Here is a 16,941-nt window from a genome sequence, read left to right as displayed (position 1 = left end):
CTAGGCAGGAAGGCCCGAGTCCATAAGCAGTTTGCCGCCCAGAAATGCACAGACCATGAGAATCGCGCCGAGCCCGGCGAGCCAGAAGGCGATACGGCGGCGAAAGACGCGAATGAGCGACCAGACGATAGCGACCAGGGCGATCGCGCCCGGTGCATAGGTGCAGATCTGCTGGCCGAGGGCGACGCGGTCAGGCGAGCAGGCCGTTGCCGCGCTCGCGCACTCCTGGTTGAGGAAACCGAAGCCGAGCGACGATACGGCGAACACGACAACGAGCACGAGCATAAAGACGATGAGCGCCGACGTGAGCAGGAAGTCCCAGGTGCGGGGCGGCTGTTTCGGCTCCGCGCCGTAGTAGTCGGGCTCGGTCACTGGCCGAGCTCCGCCGTGATCGCCGCGACGAAGGCGTCGATGTCGCCCTCGGTCGTGTCGTAGGCCGTCATCCAGCGCACCTCACGGGTGGCCGGGTCCCAGTCGTAGAAACGGAACGACTCGCGCAGTCGGTCGGCGACGCCGGGCGGGAGGATCGCGAAGACCGCGTTCGCCTGGGTCTCGCGAGTGAACTCGAGGCCGGGAGGCGCCGCCTCCTCGAGCGCCGTGCGCAGCCGCGCGGCCATGTCGTTGGCGTGCCCGGCCGAGCGCAGATAGAGGTCGTCGGTGAGCAGTGCGATCAGCTGCGCGCTCACGAAGCGCATCTTCGAGGCGAGCTGCATGTTGAGCTTGCGCAGGAACAGCAGACCATCGGATGCCTCGGGGTTCAGTACCACGACGGCCTCGCCGTACAGCAGACCGTTCTTGGTGCCGCCGAAGCTCAGGATGTCCACACCGGCGTCGGTCGTGAAATCGCGGAGGGGAACACCGAGGGCGGCGGCGGCGTTGGATATACGCGCGCCATCCAGGTGCACCTTCATGCCGAGGGAGTGCGCGTGGTCGGTGATCGCGCGGATCTCGTCGACCGTGTACAGCGTGCCGAGCTCGGTGGTCTGCGTGATGCTCACGGCGAGCGGCTGCGCCCGGTGCTCATCGCCCCAGCCCCACGCCTCGCGGTCGATCAGCTCCGGGGTCAGCTTGCCATCGGGGGTGTCGACGGTGAGGAGCTTGAGTCCGCTGATGCGCTCGGGCGCACCGTTCTCGTCGGTGTGGATGTGCGCGGTCGAGGTCGCGACGACCGCACCCCAACGCGGCAGCATCGAGGTGAGCGCGGTGACGTTCGCACCGGTGCCGTTGAACACCGGGAACACCTCCGCACTCTCGCCGAAGTGCTGCTTCATGACCTCGCCGAGGCGGGCCGTGTAGACGTCTTCGCCGTACGCGACCTGGTGGCCGCCATTGGCCTCGGCGATCGCAGCGAGCACTTCCGGGTGGGCCCCTGCATAGTTGTCTGAGGCGAAGCCCCGGTAATTGGTGTCGTGGAGTTGGGTCACCGGACTATTCTCGCGGAATTGCTACCGAATGAGACGAGACTGAGCGGTCTACCCCACAACTGAGCATAGAAACGATTCTCGTAGACCTCTTAGTCTGTCCTCCGCGTGATCAACGATGGTGTCCGTCACGCGAAATGCCGGGAACCCACCCGGCGACGACAACTGGTTACATCATCTCTACTTACGACATCTCACCCGACGACGTCTCGACACTGCTCGAGCGTTTCACCGTTGTGCCCGCGGCCACCCGCAGTGGCGGTATCCCCGCGACCGGCTGGGCGCGCCTCGCCATGGCGCTGCACCCCCTGCACGGTTCATCCGACGTGCTCGTTATCGCCGACCTCGCCGACGGCACCTCCATCGTCATCGACTGGGGCCGCAAGGACTACTGGCGGCACGGCGGCACCGGCCTCTTCCCGGTCGAGGCGACCATGACCAACGTGCGCATCTACCGCGCGCCAGGCGCCCGCCTGCCGTTCCTGGTCGAGAAGCCCGACGATCTCTCCACGCTGCTCTGGTACGTGGGCTTCCATGCGTTTCCGGATGCAACGGCCTGGTGGTTCGCGGACGACTGCCGGTACCAGCTCAGCCGCTGGCCCGACTTCACCTCTCTTGAGCACGACCCCGACCACGTGCGCATGACCGCGCTGCTCGGTTCGGGCACCTATACCGCGCAGGAGCTGGGGCAGGCCGCCGGTGTCTCGCCGGTTGCCGCCCAGCGACTGCTCAACGCTCTCGGCCTGATGGGCCTGCTTCGCGAAACACCCGTCCTGGCCGGCGCTCCCGTCGTGCCTACCACCGAACGATCGCGCGGCCTCTTCGGCCGTCTCCGCGCGAGATTGGGACTCATCTAATGGCCGAACACGTCATCCTCTTCTCCGGACCCATGGGTGCCGGCAAGACCACGGCGATCCAGACCCTCAGCGAGATCGAGATGGTCAGCACCGAGGCGTCGAACACCGAGCGCCACATCGTCGACAAGGCGACCACGACCGTCGCGCTCGACTACGGCGAGATCACGCTCGGGCTCGACGAGAAGGTGCGCCTGTACGGCGTTCCTGGCCAGAAGCGCTTCGACTTCATGTGGACGATCCTCAAGGAGCGCGCGCGGGGGATGATCCTGCTCGTGGGCAACGACGCCCCCGACCCCGTGGCCGTCGCCCTCGAATACCTCGAGAGCTTCCGGGAGCTCGTGGAGAGCGGAAGCGCAGTCGTCGGCGTCTCCCGTCGTGACATCGTCCGCGCCCCCAATACCGACGCATACGCCGACGCGATCTCGGCCGCCTACCCGGGAACGATGATCCCTGTCTTCAGTGTCGACCCGCGCAACAAGGCACAGATGACCACGGTGCTGCTCACCCTCGTCGCGACCCTCGAGTCGCGGTCCGTGCCCGAGGAGGTGCAGTCGTGACCGCCATCCACCGAGAGCTCCGTTCTATTGAGATCGGCGAGGCCGCTCTCGCCGACATGCGGGAACTCGCTCCCTCCCTCGTCTTCGCCATGATCGTGACGGATGACGGTTTCGAACTCGCGCACGCGCCGGAGAACACCATCGACGGCGGACGCTTCGGCAGCATGACCAGCTCGGTGCAGGCGCTCAGTGAGGCCGTGACCCGGGAGCTCAACATCGGATCCAGCGGTTACATGGTGATCGCCGCCGAAAAGGGTCACGTGCTCCAACTGCGTGTGCCGGGACATCCGCTCATCCTCGCCGCACTGTTCGATACCCACGAGACGCTCGGCAAGGCGCTCTCCATTTCGCGTCGTTGCGTCGAGAAACTCGCGGCCGACCTGCCCGCTACGGGCCCCACAGTTCACCCCTAACCAACCAACAAAGGATCACCCGAATATGTCCAACATCAACGAATCACTCGCAAGCCTGCTCGCGGTCGACGGCGCCATGCTCGTCGCCCTCGTCGACAGCTCGACCGGCATGCTCCTCGGCGAGGCCGGCTCCGGTCTCGACCTTGAGACCGCCGCCGCCGGCAACACGGAGGTCGTTCGCGCGAAGCTCCGCACCGTCAAGTCGCTCGGACTCACCGACACCATCGATGACATCCTCATCACGCTGACGAGCCAGTTCCACATCATCCGCCCGCTCGCGAAGACCCCCGAGGTCTTCATCTACTTCGTGCTCGATCGCGCGAAGGCGAACCTGGCGCTCGCCCGCATCAAGGCCAAGGAGATCGATGGCCAGCTCGACCTCTAACTAGTACAAACACAACGGCGGCGGGAGCGATGCTCCCGCCGCCGTTGTGCGTCAGGGCGTCAGCCGCGCTTCACCAGCGCATCCTTGAGCTTCATCGGTGCTCCCATCTTGAGCAGCCCGTTCGCGTAGATGCGCGATCCGACGACGATGAAGAACGCGGTGGACGCGAGCAGCACAACGAGGGAGACGAAGGGCTCCCACCACTCGGCCGTTCCGAGGAACACCCGCATGGGCATCCCGACCGGTGCGGAGAAGGGCACATACGACATGATCGCCAGCACGAACGCGTTGTCGTTGAAGAAGATCACGAGGAAGTACGGGATCATCACGAGCATCATGATCGGGGTGGTGACCGAGCCCATGTCCTCCTGGCGGGAGACGAGCGCTGCCGTCGCTGCGAACAGGGCGGCGAGCAACACAAAGCCGAACGCGAAGAACACCGTGAACCAGATGAGGGACGGTCCGATGTCGGCGAGCAGGATGTTCTGGCCCGTGGCGAGCAGCCCCACCCCGGACAGCAGCGCGATGAGCGCGATCTGCCCGAACGCGAGCAGGCTGTTGCCGAGGATCTTGCCGGCGAGCAGCACCCGAACGGGCACGGTCGACATCAGGATCTCGACAATGCGGGTCTGCTTCTCCTCGACCACGCTCTGTGCGATAGTCATGCCGAAGGTGATCGCCGACATGAAGAAGACGATGCCGAAGCCGAACGCCACGAGGTAGATGAGCCCCTTGTTCTGGCTGTCCGGTTCGAGGATGTCCACCGTCGGCGAGACGCTGAGCGCCGCGAGAACCCCGCTCGGCGCGTCATCGAGCCCGATCACGAGCAGGCCGGTGGCCGAGTCGTCCGGGAGGATGGCCGCCTCGACGTCCTCGGACCTCACGAGCGCCTCGGCCTCCTCGCGGTTCGCTACCTCTGTCACCTCGAAGGCCTCGGTCTTCTCGACGAGCGAGACGGCCGAGCCGACGGCGGCCACCTTGGGTAGCGTCGGGTTGGCACTGACGAGGCTGCCGATGACGACGGAGGCGAGGATGACGATGAGCGTGATCGCCGTTGAGATCACGAACGACTTGCTGCGCAGCTTGGTCATGATCTCGCGTTCAGCGACGAGCCAGGTGCCGGCGCCGAAGCTGGGTGAGGTGTAGCCGGTCACTGGATGACCTCCTTGAAGATCTGGGACAGCGTGGGGGTGACGGGGGAGAAGTGCAGCACGGGCGCGGTAGCGATCGCCCGCTGCAGCACGCGTTGGGCGGTCGTCGGATCATCGACGTCGAAGAGCGCGTAGCCCCCGTCGAACTCGACCACCGTCACACCCGGCTCGGTACGGATCCAGCCCGCGTCGCCATCGAGCTGCAGTTCGAAGCGCGGGGTGGAGTGCTGCTCGCGCAGACCCTCGCGGGATCCGCTCGCCCGGATCTGGCCGCCGGCGATGACCACGAGGTCGTCGCAGAGCCGCTCGACGATGTCGAGCTGGTGCGAGGAGAACAGCACGGGGGCACCGTTCGCGGCGTAGTCCTTGATGACCGAGGAGACTGTCTCGACCGCGATCGGGTCGAGTCCGGAGAACGGCTCGTCGAGTACAAGCACCTCGGGATTGTGCACGAGGGCCGCAGCGATCTGCGCGCGCTGCTGGTTTCCGAGAGAGAGGCTCTCGACGGTGTCGTTCAGGCGCTCGCCGAGGCCGAGGCGCTCGAGCAGGGCTGATGCGCTTTCGCGGGCCAGCGCTGTCGACATCCCGTGCAGCCGCCCGAGGTAGACGATCTGTTCGTGCACCTTCATCTTCGGGTAGAGGCCGCGCTCCTCCGGCATGTAGCCGATGCGCGTGCGATCCGCCGCGGTGATGGGCGAACCGTCGAGGCTGACCGAACCCGTATCGGGCTGCAGCACCCCCAGGATCACGCGCATGGTCGTCGTTTTGCCGGCGCCGTTGCCGCCGACGAACCCGGTCATGCGCCCGCCCCGAACGGCGAACGACACGTCGTCGAGCACCTTCCGGTCGCCGAACGACCTCGATACTGCCTGGATCTCGAGCATGGAACCTCCTGGTGTCTGGTTCCACGCTACGGAGACCTTCTTGCGTAGGCCTCCCCCGGGCGACGGTTTATCAGGCTCCCCCGGAAGGCGGAGTGCCCCCGCCGCGCACGGCGAATCCGTTCTCGTAGGCGAAGACCACGGCCTGGATCCGGTCGCGCACGCCGAGCTTGGCGAGCAGGTTGGAGACGTGCGTCTTGACCGTCGCCTCGCCGACGAACAGGGTGCCGGCGATCTCGGTGTTGGACAGACCGCGGGCGAGCAGCGCGAGCACCTCGGTCTCCCGTTCGGTCAGGTCGGGCAGGGTGGAGCGGGCGGCAGGGATATCCCGCACGGTGTCCGGACTGAACTGCTCGATGACCCGGCGCGTGACGGCCGGCGAGAGCAGCGCGTCGCCGCGGGCCAGCACCTCGACCGCCGCGACCAGGTCTTCGGGGCTCGCGGTCTTGAGCAGGAACCCGCTCGCCCCGGCGGCCAGCGCCTCGAACAGGTAATCGTCGCGATCGAAGGTCGTCAGAATCAGGATGCGGGCCGCGATCGAGCTGTCGCCGACGATGGCCCGGGTCGCCTGCAGGCCGTCCATGCCGGGCATCTGGACGTCCATGCAGATGACGTCGGGCTGCAGCTCGCCAGCGAGACGGATGGCGCTCGCCCCGTCGGCCGCCTCGCCGACGACCTCGAGGCCGGGCTCGCTCTGCAGGATGATGCGGAAGCCGGCGCGCACGAGTTCCTGGTCGTCGACCAGTAGGACGCGGGTCACGTCGTCACCGTTCCCGCGAGCGGGATGTTCGCGCGCACGAGGTAGCCGCCGCGCGGTCTCGGCCCGAACTGCAGGGTGCCCCCGACCGCAGCGACGCGCTCGAGCATGCCGCGCTGGCCGTGACCGATGCCGGTCGGGATGAGCTTTCGGCCGACCCCGGTATCGGACACCTCCACCTCGACGGCGTCGTCGAGGTAGCGCAGCCGCACGTCGACCGACGTGGAGGCACCGCCGTGCTTGCGCGTATTCGTGAGAGCCTCCTGCGCGATGCGGTACAGGGTGAAGCCGACCACCGAGGAGACCGGTGCGACCTCGCCGACGATCGTGAGCGTGGCGGGTACGCCGGCCGCCGACGTCTCGGCGACGAGTTCGGGCAGCTGGTCGACGCCGCGAGTGGAGGAGCTGGTGCTTGCGGCATCGTCATCCCGAATCTCGCCGGGATCACGCAGGGTGGCAAGCATGCGGTGCAACTCGTCGACCGCGCTGCGCGCACTCTGCTCGATGGTGGCGAGGGATGCCGCGGCCTGCTCCGGATCCGTCGACAGCACGCGCCGCGCGGCACCCGCCTGCACTCCCATGAGGGACACGTGATGCGCGACGACATCGTGCAGTTCGCGGGCGATGCGCACACGGTCGAGGGTGACGGCCTGATCGGCCGAGTGCTCCCGCTCGGCGGCGAGTTCGAGGGTGCGGGCCTCGAGTTCCGCACGGCTGCGGGCGGCGGCGAAGGCGGAGTTGCCGAAGTAGTAGGCGCCGCCGAAGTAGAGCACGTTGGTCAGCACATTGATGATCGACCACGAGGCGAGCTGCGAGAAGACGCCGGAGCGGGAGAAGCCGGGCAGCAGGTCGGGATCGCTCGCGGTGACCACGAGGCTCACGAAGACCCAGATGAACATGCCGACGATGATGCCGGTGCGCACGAAGAAGGCCACGCGGCGGTTGCTGGTCCACGCACCGATCGAGTAGATCGCCACGAACAGGGCGATGTTGGTGATGAGGAACTCGGGCACGGCGAACTGCTGTCCGACAAAGAAGCCGGCGGTCACCACAAACGCGACGGTCACCGGGAATCGTCGTCGTGCAGCGAGAGGCAGGGTGAGAGTTGCGAGAGCCACGACGGTGAGCCAGATCGGTGCGGGATCCTCGTACATGCCGAGCCGCTGGTAGAGCAGGGCCGACACCGCGGCGCCCACGCCCAGAAGTGCGGCGCCGATGACGTCGCGTCGGTACGCCGTCGGGGTCGGTCGGGGCCGCGTCCACTCGATGGTCATGGGTTCAACGCTATCGAGCGAACGCGGCGCCGGCCTCCCTCGCGCGGGGGAAGCGGCCCGCTACCCGCCGACGATCTCGCGCATCTCCGCCAGGGCCGCCTCGATGCACTCCGCGAGCGCGGGAGACTTCACGCCACTAGACCAGCGCTCGAATCCCGCGCTGAACGCCGCGACCGCTGCCTCGGCCGCAAGGCGCGCACTCATCGCGGGCGTTCCTCGGGCTTGCAGGGCGCCGGCGATGGCGCTCGAAAGACGGGCGAGCTTGAGCAGCTCGCGTTCGTGCAGCTCAGGATTGGCCAGGATCGCCCGCGTGCGACGACCCGCGAACTCGCCGCGCTCCTCGAGGAACGCGCTGCCCAGCACGAGTGCGCTCCCCGCGATATCGAAAGCTGTGCCCTCCGTCGCACTGGCGATCGCTTCGAGCACACCCTCCTGCAAAGCATTGGTGCCGTCGAACAGCACCTCGCGCTTGTCGGCGAAGTGGCGGAAGAACGTGCGCTCGGTCACTCCCGCGCGCTGCGCGATGTCGGTGACCGTCGTCGGCTCGAAGCCCCGCTCGAGATACAGGTCGAGCGCGGCATTGGCGAGTCGCGCTCGTGCGTCCGGTTCCCAGCGTGCCATGCGTCCATCCTACTGATGACAGGAACTGACATGACGTGCTATGGTGATGTCAGTCACTGACATTGAAGGAGTAACACCATGAGAATCTTTATGACCGGGGCATCGGGCTGGATCGGCTCGGCAACCGCGGCGGCCCTCATCGAGCGGGGCCACGAAGTGACCGGGCTCGCGCGATCCGAGCAGTCGGCGGCCGCGCTGACCGCCGCCGGAATCACCCCGCACGCCGGAAGCCTCGACGACCTGGACAGCCTGCGCACCGGCGCGGCCGCCTCCGACGGCGTGGTGCACCTCGGGTTCAAGCACGACTACAGCGACATGGCCGCGTCGGGTCGCACCGACCGCGCCGTGCTGGAGGCCTTCGGCGACGTGCTCGCGGGATCCGACCGTCCCCTGCTGCTGGCATCGGGCGCCGCGGGGCTGACTCCCGGACGAATCACCACCGAGAACGACCGCAACCCGAGTGAAGGACCCGACTCCATGCGCGGGGGCGGCGAGAACCTCGCGCTGTCATTCGCCGACCGCGGGGTGCGCTCCGTTGCGCTGCGATTCGCCCCGACCGTGCACGGCCCCGGTGGCGACCACGGGTTTATCGCGACGATCGCCCAGGCTGCGGTGCGGTCGGGACAGTCCGCCTACATCGGCGACGGCGCCAACCGCTGGCCGGCCGTGAACCGCGCCGATGCCGCCGAACTCGTCGCGCTTGCGCTCGAGGGGGCAACGCCCGGATCCGTCGTGCATGTCGTGGCCGAAGAGGGGATCGCGACGAAGGACGTGGCGGAAGCCGTCGGCTCGGCGCTCGGGCTTCCGGTCGAGTCGATTCATCCCGACGCAGCAGGCGAACGCTTCGGCTGGGTGGGACGTTTCTTCGCCCTCGACACCCCAGCGTCGAGCCTGCTGACGCGGGAGCGCCTCGGCTGGGAGCCGGTCGCGCCGGGGCTGCTCGCCGACATCGCGAGCGGGTATTACACGCCCTAGGCCGTAATACCCTCAGTCGACTCGATCACCGTGGCCATCTTCTTCGAGAGGGCTTCGTAGAACATCGAGAGCGGGAACTCGTCATCCAGCACCTGGTCGGTCAGCCCCTTGGGCGGTCCGGCCAGGATCTCGTCGGGCAGCCCGCGCGCCCACTTCGATGCGGGATGCGGCGTCACGGTCTTCGTGACCATCGCATAGGCCGCCAGCCAGTGCGCCATCTTGGGGCGGTCGATCGAACGCCAGTACAGCTCCTCGATCTCGGTGCCGAGGGCGACGACCACATCGGCGACGTTCGGCCAGTCGATCGTGAGGCGGGTGTCGGTCCAGTGCAGCACGTGATGCTGGTGCATCCACGCGAACAGCAGCTGTCCACCGAGGCCGTCGTAATTGCGCACCCGGCTGCCGGTGATCGCAAAGCGGAAGATACGGTCGAAGATCACCGCGTACTGCACGAGCTTCGCGTGCTCGCGGGTCACCGGGTCGGTGCCTTCCGCGCGCTCGAGGCGAACCGACTCGCGGAACGCCGTCAGGTCGCAGCGCAGCTCCTCGAGCGAGTAGAGGAAGAACGGCATCCGCTGCTTGATCATAAAGGGGTCGAACGGCAGGTCGCCGCGCATGTGGGTGCGGTCGTGGATGAGGTCCCACATCACGAAGGTCTCTTCGGCCAGCTTCTGGTCGTCGAGGAGGCGAGCCGCGTCATCCGGAAGTTCGAGCTTCGTGATGTCGGCGGCGGCGCGCAGCACGGCGCGGAAGCGCGCGGCCTCGCGGTCGGCGAAGATCGCGCCCCAGGTGAAGGTGGGGACGCTGCGCATCGCCACGGTCTCCGGGAACAGCACCGCCGAGTTGGTGTCGTAGCCGGCGGTGAAGTCGAGGAAGCGGATCGGCACGAACAGCGCGTTCGAGTACGCGCCCTGCTCGAGCGCGTCGACGAACTCGGGCCAGATGACCTCGATCAGCACGGCCTCGACGAGCTTCGAGGTGCTGCCGTTCTGGGTGTTCATCGGGAACACGACGAGGTGCTGCAGTCCGTCGACACGATCGAGCTGCGGCTGGAAGGCGTTCAACGAGTCCAGGAAGTCGGGAACCCCGAAGCCCTCGGCGACCCAGCGGTCGAAGTCCACAACGAGGGCGTTCAGGTACGCCTCGTCGTGCGGGAAGTATTGTGCCAAATGCAGGATCGATCGCGTGATCGTCTCGACGTGCCCTCGGTTCTCAGCGTGAGTCGTATCGTCGGGGATCGATCCGTCCTGCATTTGGGAAGCCTGCAGGGCCGTTGCGGCGGCCTTGAGCGCGAGCCATGCTGCGTCCTCGACGACCTCGGGTTCTCCGACAATCGCTTCTGCTGTTGTAGTGGCGTTGGACATGGCTAACCTCCGATCCGGCTGAAATTGGGCGTCCCCCCAAGGCTATTCGGCGAATCGTGGCGTTTGGTTGCAGCTCACGCGGGAAAGTTGCGCGAATGCGCGACCGGTGGCGATCCGTGCCGGATCAGAGGTTGTGCAGCTCCAGCCAGTGCAGGAGATCCCACTCGACGCGCTCCGGGTGCTCGACGCTCGGGATATGAGCTGCATCGGGGTAACGGATGCCCGCGGCATCCGGAATCGACGACAGCAGGTACTCGTACTGCACGATCGCGGGGGTGATGTCGTGGTCGCCGACGATGACCAGCGTCGGCACGGCGATCGCATCGACGCGACCGTACGCTGGCGGGTCGAGGGGGATCGGCATGGGCGCCTCGCCCGTGCGCGGGAGGTTGGCGAGGTTCAGCTCGTAGGCCTTGAGAACAAAGGTCGGCGCGAGATCCTCAGCCTCGCGCAGCGGCCCGAAGTCCCAGAGCTCGGCTTCGAGGCGCAGCAGCTTCTCCCAGTCTCCGGATTCCTCGACCTCGTCGAGGGCCGTGAACAGCTCCTCCTCGCGGTCGGTCAGGTCGACGGCGGGGTGGCCGCTCGGCCCCGAGCCGATGGTGACGAGTCCCGCCACGCGCGTCGGGAACTCGAGCGCCGTGTCGATGGCGATCGATCCGCCGCGCGAGCAGCCGATCAACGTTGCACGTGAAACACCGAGCTCGTCGAGCAGGGCGATCGCGTCGGCGCGGTTGGAGAACAGCACATCCTGCGACTCGGTGAGTCCGTAGCCGCGAGTATCGAAGCGGATGACGTGGTGGCCGGCGGCGAGCGCCTCGACCTGCGGGTCCCACATGCGCAGGTTCGCGATGCCTGCGTGAATCAGTAGCAGCGCCGGGCTGCCGGGGGTTCCCGCCGTCTCGTAGTACAGGCGGGCGCCGGAGAGTTCGAGGTAGGGCATAGGACAACGCTACCCGCGGGGTGGGGCAGGATTGAAGGATGCAGGGGGTTCTGATCGGGTTCGCCATCATCGGGACCGTCATCTTGATCGGCTATCTGACCGGCCGCTCCGGTGTGCTCGGCGACACGGCTCCGCACGTGATCAGCCGGTTCACCTTCTTCGTCCTCTCGCCGTGCCTGCTGTTCACGGTGCTGGCCGACTCCGACGTGCACGTGCTGTTCTCGTCGATGCTCGCCGTCTCGAGCATCGCGGCGGTCCTCGCCTGCCTGCTGTTCCTCGGCATCGCGCTGCTCGTGTTCAGGCGCAGCCTGCCGGAGGCCGTCATCGGCGCGCTCTCAGCCGGCTACGTCAACGCCAACAACATCGGCATCCCCGTCGCGGTCTACGTGCTCGGCGATCCCGCCTGGTCGGCGCCGGTCATCCTCTTCCAGCTGCTGGTGCTGGCCCCGATCGCCCTGACGGTCCTGGATGTCTCGACCAACGGTCGGGGCGGACCGATCTGGCGCATCCTGCTCAAGCCCTTCACGAACCCGCTCATCATCGGGTCGGCCCTCGGCGCCCTCGTGGCGATCGCCCAGCTCGAGATCCCGGCCGAGATCATGGAGCCGTTCCGCATCGTCGGAGCTGCGGCTGTACCCCTCGTGCTCATCAACTTCGGAATGTCGCTGCACGGCCAGCGCCCTCTCGCGCCCGGCAGCGACCGCCGCGACGTGCTGCTGGCGACCGCGATCAAGCTGGCCGTAATGCCCCTGATCGCCTGGCTCTTCGGGCGCTTTGTGTTCGGGATGGACGGCGAACAGCTGTTCGTCGTCGTCGTGCTGGCGGCGCTGCCCACGGCGCAGAACATCTTCGTCTACGCGCAGCGCTACAACCACGGGCAGGTGGTGTCGAGGGACGTCATCCTGCTCACCACGGTGGGTGCGGTGCCGATCCTCGTCGGTGTCGCCGCCTTGCTCGCCGTGTGACCCTTTAGAGGAACATCGGGCGGTCGTCGTCATCGCCCGCGATCTCGAGGTCGACGACGACGGGAACGTGGTCGCTCGGACCGTCGCCCTTGCGCTCCTCGCGGTGGATGCCGGCTGCCGTGACGAGGTCGGCGAACTCCTGGTTGCCGAGGATGAAGTCGATGCGCACACCCTCGTTGCGCGGGAAGCGCAGCTGCTTGTAGTCCCAGTAGGTGTACCCGGTCGGGACGAGCGGTCGCACCGTGTCCATCAGCCCGATGTCGGCGAAGGCGGCGAAGGACGCGCGCTCTTCGGGTGAGACGTGAGTCGACTCCCCGACGATGATGGTCGGGTCGCCGTTGTCTTCATCGGTCGGGATGATGTTGAAGTCACCCATCAGCGCGATCGGGAGCCCCGGGTTCTGCGTCATCCACTCGCTCGTCGCGGTGCGCAGCTTCTCGAGCCAGTCGAGCTTGTAGGCGAGGTGCGGGTCTCCGAGCGCACGGCCGTTCGGAACGTAGAGGCTCCAGAGGCGTACGCCGTCGACGGTCACGCCGATGGCGCGGGCCTCCTGCGGCTGGTCGGGGCCTTCAGCGCCCTTGAGGAATCCGGGCTGGCCCGGGAAGTTGATCTCGACATCGCTCATCGGCAGGCGCGACGCGAAGGCGACACCGTTCCACTGGCTGAGGCCGTGCGAGACGATCTCGTAGCCGGCCTCCTCAAAGGCCTCGACCGGAAACTGCTCGGGCTTGCACTTGGTCTCCTGGAAGGCGACGACGTCGATCTCCTCGCGCACCATCCAGTCGATGGCACGAGCGTGCCGGCTGCGGATCGAGTTGATGTTGTAGGTGGCTACGCGCATGGCACAACGCTACCGGCCCGCCCCGACGCCCGGGGTCCCGGTCACCCGCACTCTCGGTAGGCTGGGAGGCGTGACCGACGCCAAGCAGCAGCTCATCGAATACATCAAGGCCGATGCCGTGTTCCACGGAGACTTCACCCTCACCAGCGGCAAGAAGGCGACCTACTACGTCGACATGCGCCGCGTGAGCCTCGACCACCGCGTCGCCCCGCTCATCGGGCAGGTCATGGTCGATCTGATCGATCAGATTGAGGATGTCGCTGCGGTCGGCGGACTCACCATGGGTGCCGACCCCATCGCCTCCGCGGTGATGCACCAGGGCGTGGCCCTGGGTAAGACGTACGACTCGTTCGTCGTGCGCAAGGAGCCGAAGGACCACGGTCGTGGCCGCCAGGTCGAGGGCCCCGATCTTGAGGGCAAGCGCGTTGTGGTGCTCGAGGACACTTCGACCACCGGCGGATCCCCGCTCAAGGCCGTCGAGGCACTGCTCAAGGTCGGCGCGATCATCGCCGGCGTCGCCGTGGTCGTCGACCGCGCGACCGGAGCCCGTGAGGTCATCGAGGCTGCCGGCTATCCCTACTACGCAGCCATCGGACTCGAGGAACTGGGACTCGCGTAGTGGCAGAGGGCGACAACCCTTTTCCGTGGGGGCTGACCCCCGGCGGTAAGCCGGAGGACGAGGAGACGCCGCCGACCCCACCCGTCGCTCCCGAACCGATCGACCAGGGCTACTTCGCCGCCGTCACCATAGAGGAGCCGACAAGCCCCGCGCCGGAAGGGCTGCCGACTGAGGCCATGGCCTCGCAGGAGTGGGACGGACCCGCCACGGAGGCCATGCCCGCGCAGGAATGGGAAGGCCCGCCCACCGATCCGTTCCCCTACCACCAACCCGCACCGTGGGAGCCGCCGCCCGTCGACGAGTCGCTCGGAGGTACGTCGAACGCGCTCGCCGCCCAGCCGATCGGCCTCGACGCACCCGTCGGCGAATCGGTACCCGGAGAGAACACCGACGCGATCGAGGACCTGTTCGGCGAGGGTTCATTCCAGGAGTACGAGGACGCGATCGTCGTTCTCGAGGGCATCCCCTTCCCGGGCAAGGCGGTGGAGCCCGCAGCCGCGCCGGGAGCGCTCGTCGCGCCGCCGCCCACACTGCTGCCGGCCGAGCCGATGCCGCGCCTGCAGCGCAACCTGCTCTGGGCGGCCGGCGGGCTCGTCGCCGCCCTCGCGCTGGTCGCCGTGTTCCTCGGGGGCGTCAGGCTTGCGCCGCAGTTCGCGGCGGCTCCCGAAGCCCCGGCCGTGCCATCCTCAGCACCGACGCTTGCACCGGAGAGCCTCGGACCGCTGCCCGCCGGGGTGCACGCGTGGAGTGACCTGCTCGGCACCGAGTGCGTCGAGCCGTACGTGTCGCCGTGGGACAAGGAGTTCACCGTCGTCGACTGCTCGGGGCCGCACACGGCACAGCTCGTGGCGACCGGCGTCTTTGAGGACTCGATCCTCGACGCGTATCCCGGCCTCGAAGAGTTGCAGTCCCGCATGGGCCAGCTGTGCTCGAACGCGACGAACGTGGACTACACGGCCGCGAAGGCCTATTCCGATATCCAGGTCTCGGCGAGCTACGCGGCCGACGAGCAGAGCTGGATCGACGGGGACCGCAACTACTTCTGCTTCGTCAGTCGCTCGACAGGTGAACCGCTCACCTCGAGCGTTGCGATGCCGGACCGGCCGACACCGGTTGTACCGGTGGTGCCGGAGCCCGAACCGTAACGATTATTCGGCGTCGGATTCGACCGGCTCGGCATTGACGAGGTCGGCAACGCTGTTCAGGATCTCGTCGGGACGGAACGGGTACCGGTTGATCTCGGCCTGGTCGCTGATGCCGGTGAGCACGAGGATCGTGTGCAGCCCGGCCTCGATACCGGCGATGATGTCGGTGTCCATGCGGTCGCCGATCATGCCGGTGTTCTCGCTGTGCGCGCCGATCTTGTTCATCGCCGAGCGGAACATCATCGGGTTGGGCTTGCCGACGACGTAGGGCTCCTTGCCGGTCGCCTTCGAGATGAGGGCGGCGACCGCGCCCGTCGCAGGCATCGGTCCCTCGGCGCTCGGACCGGTCGCGTCGGGGTTGGTGACGATGAAGCGTGAGCCGCTTCCGATCAGGCGGATGGCCTTGGTGATCGCCTCGAACGAGTAGTTGCGGGTCTCGCCGATCACCACGTAGTCGGGGTTGGTCTCGGTCATGATGAAGCCGGCCTCGTGCAGCGCGGTCGTGATGCCGGCCTCGCCGATCACGAAGGCGGATCCGCCGGGCATCTGCGAGGCGAGGAAGTCGGCGGTCGCGAGGGCGGAGGTCCAGATGCGGTCCTCGGGCACGTCGAGCCCGGAAGCCTTGAGGCGGGCGCTCAGGTCGCGCGGTGTGAAGATCGAGTTGTTCGTCAGCACCAGGTAGGGCTTGCCCTCATCGCGCCACTGCTGCAGCAGGGCGGCGGCCCCGGGCACCGGATGGTTCTCGTGCACCAGCACGCCATCCATGTCGGTCAGCCAGCACTCGATATCGCCACGGTTTCCCATGAGGCCCATCGTAGCGAGCGCGTGTTACGAGAATGTTGTGTCGTCGCGGAGCCGCGCGCGCATGATCTCGATCGCGGCGGGGTTCTGCTCGACCAGCAGGAATCGACGGTCGAGCTGCGCGGCCACTGAGCCGGTCGTGCCGCTGCCCGCGAAGAAGTCGAGCACCCAGTCACCACGTTTGCTCGAGGCCTGGATGACCCGGCGCAGGATCCCCTCCGGCTTCTGTGTCGCATACCCCGTCTTCTCCTTGCCCGTGGGCGAGACGATCGTGTGCCACCACACGTCCGTGGGGAGTTTGCCGCGTGCCACCTTCTCCGGGGTGACCAGGCCCGGAGCCATGTAGGGCTCGCGGTCGACCTCCTCGTTGTTGAAGTAGTACGACTGCGGGTTCTTGACGTAGACGAGGATCGTGTCGTGCTTGGCCGGCCACTTCTTCGTGGCACGGGCGCCGTAGTCGTACGCCCAGATGATCTCGTTCAGGAAGCACTCGCGGCCGAAGAGCGCATCCAGAACCACTTTCGCGTAGTGCACTTCGCGGAAGTCGAGATGCAGGTAGAGGGTGCCCTCGTCGTGGAGGAGACGCCACGCCTCCTCGAGCCGGGGTTCGAGGAACTCCCAATAGTCGGCGAACGCGTCGTCGTAGGAGTAGAGCAGCCCCTTGATCGTGTCGTAGTTGTTGCCCTTGAAGCCCTGGCGGGTGCCTTCGACGTTGCGCACTGTGGTCAGCTGCTGGCGGGACTGCACCCGGCCGGTGTTGAACGGCGGATCGATGTAGATCAGGCGGAACGACTCGTCGGGAAGAGCGCGGATCACGGCGAGATTGTCGCCCTCGACGACGAGGTTCGGGCCGTCGGGGGTCCACGTCGCAGTCACTCCACGACCTTAACAGGACCCGCCAATCGTGAATAACTCACAATCGTTATGAGCCACCCCGACGGGGGACTGGTGAATGTAAAACCTTCACGTATGGT

20 protein-coding genes are annotated in these 16,941 nt (G+C 67.1%); 8 read left to right on the top strand and 12 right to left on the bottom strand.

Features of this window, described 5'->3' with window-relative positions:
* Nucleotides 1–372: a DUF6264 family protein gene (locus EYE40_RS12140; protein ID WP_130982192.1), complete on the bottom strand. Its 372-nt coding sequence runs from the start codon at nt 370–372 to the stop codon at nt 1–3.
* Nucleotides 369–1,424 (bottom strand): threonine aldolase family protein, encoded by a 1,056-nt coding sequence (locus tag EYE40_RS12135; protein WP_130982191.1) that lies wholly within the window; start codon nt 1,422–1,424, stop codon nt 369–371. Before EYE40_RS12135 ends, EYE40_RS12140 begins: the two co-directional genes overlap by 4 nt.
* A 134-nt stretch (nt 1,425–1,558) precedes the next feature.
* Between EYE40_RS12135 and EYE40_RS12130 the strand changes: the two genes are divergently transcribed.
* The 4 genes from EYE40_RS12130 to EYE40_RS12115 are packed head-to-tail and all read left to right on the top strand — an operon-like array spanning nt 1,559 to nt 3,633.
* Nucleotides 1,559–2,278, top strand: a complete 720-nt coding sequence (locus EYE40_RS12130; RefSeq protein WP_130982190.1) for a hypothetical protein — start codon at nt 1,559–1,561, stop codon at nt 2,276–2,278.
* Entirely contained in the window at nt 2,278–2,835 is a 558-nt protein-coding gene (locus EYE40_RS12125; RefSeq protein ID WP_130982189.1) for a GTP-binding protein, read from the top strand. Before EYE40_RS12130 ends, EYE40_RS12125 begins: the two co-directional genes overlap by 1 nt.
* Nucleotides 2,832–3,248, top strand: a complete 417-nt coding sequence (locus tag EYE40_RS12120) for a roadblock/LC7 domain-containing protein (protein WP_130982188.1) — start codon at nt 2,832–2,834, stop codon at nt 3,246–3,248. Before EYE40_RS12125 ends, EYE40_RS12120 begins: the two co-directional genes overlap by 4 nt.
* Before the next feature lie 25 nt (nt 3,249–3,273).
* Nucleotides 3,274–3,633, top strand: a complete 360-nt coding sequence (locus tag EYE40_RS12115; RefSeq protein ID WP_130982187.1) for a hypothetical protein — start codon at nt 3,274–3,276, stop codon at nt 3,631–3,633.
* Nucleotides 3,634–3,692: 59 nt separating this feature from the next.
* Here EYE40_RS12115 and EYE40_RS12110 read toward each other — a convergent pair whose 3' ends face one another.
* The 5 genes from EYE40_RS12110 to EYE40_RS12090 form a co-directional block, all read right to left on the bottom strand.
* Nucleotides 3,693–4,787 (bottom strand): ABC transporter permease, encoded by a 1,095-nt coding sequence (locus EYE40_RS12110; protein ID WP_338029030.1) that lies wholly within the window; start codon nt 4,785–4,787, stop codon nt 3,693–3,695.
* Nucleotides 4,784–5,668 (bottom strand): ABC transporter ATP-binding protein, encoded by an 885-nt coding sequence (locus EYE40_RS12105; protein ID WP_130982186.1) that lies wholly within the window; start codon nt 5,666–5,668, stop codon nt 4,784–4,786. The genes EYE40_RS12110 and EYE40_RS12105 overlap by 4 nt, the downstream gene beginning before the upstream one ends.
* A gap of 70 nt (nt 5,669–5,738) precedes the next feature.
* Entirely contained in the window at nt 5,739–6,425 is a 687-nt protein-coding gene (locus tag EYE40_RS12100) for a response regulator (protein ID WP_130982185.1), read from the bottom strand.
* Nucleotides 6,422–7,696 carry a sensor histidine kinase gene (locus EYE40_RS12095; protein ID WP_130982184.1) on the bottom strand — a complete coding sequence of 425 codons (1,275 nt, stop codon included), beginning with the start codon at nt 7,694–7,696 and terminating at the stop codon, nt 6,422–6,424. The genes EYE40_RS12100 and EYE40_RS12095 overlap by 4 nt, the downstream gene beginning before the upstream one ends.
* A gap of 60 nt (nt 7,697–7,756) precedes the next feature.
* Nucleotides 7,757–8,317 (bottom strand): TetR/AcrR family transcriptional regulator, encoded by a 561-nt coding sequence (locus EYE40_RS12090; RefSeq protein ID WP_130982183.1) that lies wholly within the window; start codon nt 8,315–8,317, stop codon nt 7,757–7,759.
* 78 nt (nt 8,318–8,395) lie between these two features.
* Here EYE40_RS12090 and EYE40_RS12085 point away from each other — a divergent pair, with 78 nt between their 5' ends.
* A complete protein-coding gene (locus tag EYE40_RS12085; RefSeq protein ID WP_130982182.1) occupies nt 8,396–9,292 on the top strand; it encodes an SDR family oxidoreductase in 897 nt (298 codons plus the stop codon).
* On the opposite strand, the gene EYE40_RS12080 is transcribed toward EYE40_RS12085, so the two are convergent.
* Complete coding sequence (locus tag EYE40_RS12080; RefSeq protein WP_130982181.1) at nt 9,289–10,656, bottom strand: DUF6421 family protein; 1,368 nt, start codon at nt 10,654–10,656, stop codon at nt 9,289–9,291. The two genes, EYE40_RS12085 and EYE40_RS12080, sit on opposite strands and share 4 nt — an antisense overlap.
* Before the next feature lie 124 nt (nt 10,657–10,780).
* Nucleotides 10,781–11,596 carry an alpha/beta fold hydrolase gene (locus EYE40_RS12075; RefSeq protein WP_130982180.1) on the bottom strand — a complete coding sequence of 272 codons (816 nt, stop codon included), beginning with the start codon at nt 11,594–11,596 and terminating at the stop codon, nt 10,781–10,783.
* A 38-nt stretch (nt 11,597–11,634) separates the two neighbouring features.
* Here EYE40_RS12075 and EYE40_RS12070 point away from each other — a divergent pair, with 38 nt between their 5' ends.
* On the top strand, nt 11,635–12,561 hold the full coding sequence (locus EYE40_RS12070; protein ID WP_130982179.1) for an AEC family transporter: 927 nt from the start codon (nt 11,635–11,637) through the stop codon (nt 12,559–12,561).
* Nucleotides 12,562–12,565: 4 nt separating this feature from the next.
* On the opposite strand, the gene EYE40_RS12065 is transcribed toward EYE40_RS12070, so the two are convergent.
* Nucleotides 12,566–13,402: an exodeoxyribonuclease III gene (locus EYE40_RS12065; protein ID WP_130982178.1), complete on the bottom strand. Its 837-nt coding sequence runs from the start codon at nt 13,400–13,402 to the stop codon at nt 12,566–12,568.
* A 70-nt stretch (nt 13,403–13,472) separates the two neighbouring features.
* Between EYE40_RS12065 and pyrE the strand changes: the two genes are divergently transcribed.
* Both pyrE and EYE40_RS12055 read left to right on the top strand, forming a co-directional pair.
* On the top strand, nt 13,473–14,021 hold the full coding sequence (gene pyrE, locus EYE40_RS12060) for an orotate phosphoribosyltransferase (RefSeq protein ID WP_193554508.1): 549 nt from the start codon (nt 13,473–13,475) through the stop codon (nt 14,019–14,021).
* Nucleotides 14,021–15,166, top strand: a complete 1,146-nt coding sequence (locus tag EYE40_RS12055; RefSeq protein WP_130982176.1) for a septum formation family protein — start codon at nt 14,021–14,023, stop codon at nt 15,164–15,166. Before pyrE ends, EYE40_RS12055 begins: the two co-directional genes overlap by 1 nt.
* A gap of 3 nt (nt 15,167–15,169) precedes the next feature.
* Here the strand turns inward: EYE40_RS12055 and EYE40_RS12050 are convergent, their stop codons facing one another.
* Both EYE40_RS12050 and EYE40_RS12045 read right to left on the bottom strand, forming a co-directional pair.
* On the bottom strand, nt 15,170–15,970 hold the full coding sequence (locus EYE40_RS12050; RefSeq protein WP_130982175.1) for an HAD-IIA family hydrolase: 801 nt from the start codon (nt 15,968–15,970) through the stop codon (nt 15,170–15,172).
* A gap of 24 nt (nt 15,971–15,994) precedes the next feature.
* Nucleotides 15,995–16,843, bottom strand: coding sequence for a DNA-methyltransferase (locus EYE40_RS12045; protein WP_130982174.1), 849 nt, complete (start codon nt 16,841–16,843; stop codon nt 15,995–15,997).
* Nucleotides 16,844–16,941: the final 98 nt, after the last annotated feature.

This window comes from Glaciihabitans arcticus (assembly GCF_004310685.1).
GTDB lineage: Bacteria > Actinomycetota > Actinomycetes > Actinomycetales > Microbacteriaceae > Conyzicola > Conyzicola arctica.
Note: the sequence above shows the minus strand (reverse complement) of the source record. Positions and strands in the feature narration are given on the sequence as shown.

What these genes read in the sequence shown, in the direction of transcription:
- EYE40_RS12105 (WP_130982186.1), bottom strand. Translation starts at nt 5,668, where the DNA reads ATGCTCGAGATCCAGGCAGTATCGAGGTCGTTCGGCGACCGGAAGGTG.
- EYE40_RS12090 (WP_130982183.1), bottom strand. Translation starts at nt 8,317, where the DNA reads ATGGCACGCTGGGAACCGGACGCACGAGCGCGACTCGCCAATGCCGCG.
- EYE40_RS12050 (WP_130982175.1), bottom strand. Translation starts at nt 15,970, where the DNA reads ATGGGAAACCGTGGCGATATCGAGTGCTGGCTGACCGACATGGATGGC.
- EYE40_RS12095 (WP_130982184.1), bottom strand. Translation starts at nt 7,696, where the DNA reads ATGACCATCGAGTGGACGCGGCCCCGACCGACCCCGACGGCGTACCGA.
- EYE40_RS12065 (WP_130982178.1), bottom strand. Translation starts at nt 13,402, where the DNA reads ATGCGCGTAGCCACCTACAACATCAACTCGATCCGCAGCCGGCACGCT.
- EYE40_RS12070 (WP_130982179.1), top strand. Translation starts at nt 11,635, where the DNA reads ATGCAGGGGGTTCTGATCGGGTTCGCCATCATCGGGACCGTCATCTTG.
- EYE40_RS12085 (WP_130982182.1), top strand. Translation starts at nt 8,396, where the DNA reads ATGAGAATCTTTATGACCGGGGCATCGGGCTGGATCGGCTCGGCAACC.
- EYE40_RS12115 (WP_130982187.1), top strand. Translation starts at nt 3,274, where the DNA reads ATGTCCAACATCAACGAATCACTCGCAAGCCTGCTCGCGGTCGACGGC.
- EYE40_RS12125 (WP_130982189.1), top strand. Translation starts at nt 2,278, where the DNA reads ATGGCCGAACACGTCATCCTCTTCTCCGGACCCATGGGTGCCGGCAAG.
- EYE40_RS12075 (WP_130982180.1), bottom strand. Translation starts at nt 11,596, where the DNA reads ATGCCCTACCTCGAACTCTCCGGCGCCCGCCTGTACTACGAGACGGCG.
- EYE40_RS12080 (WP_130982181.1), bottom strand. Translation starts at nt 10,656, where the DNA reads ATGTCCAACGCCACTACAACAGCAGAAGCGATTGTCGGAGAACCCGAG.
- EYE40_RS12130 (WP_130982190.1), top strand. Translation starts at nt 1,559, where the DNA reads ATGCCGGGAACCCACCCGGCGACGACAACTGGTTACATCATCTCTACT.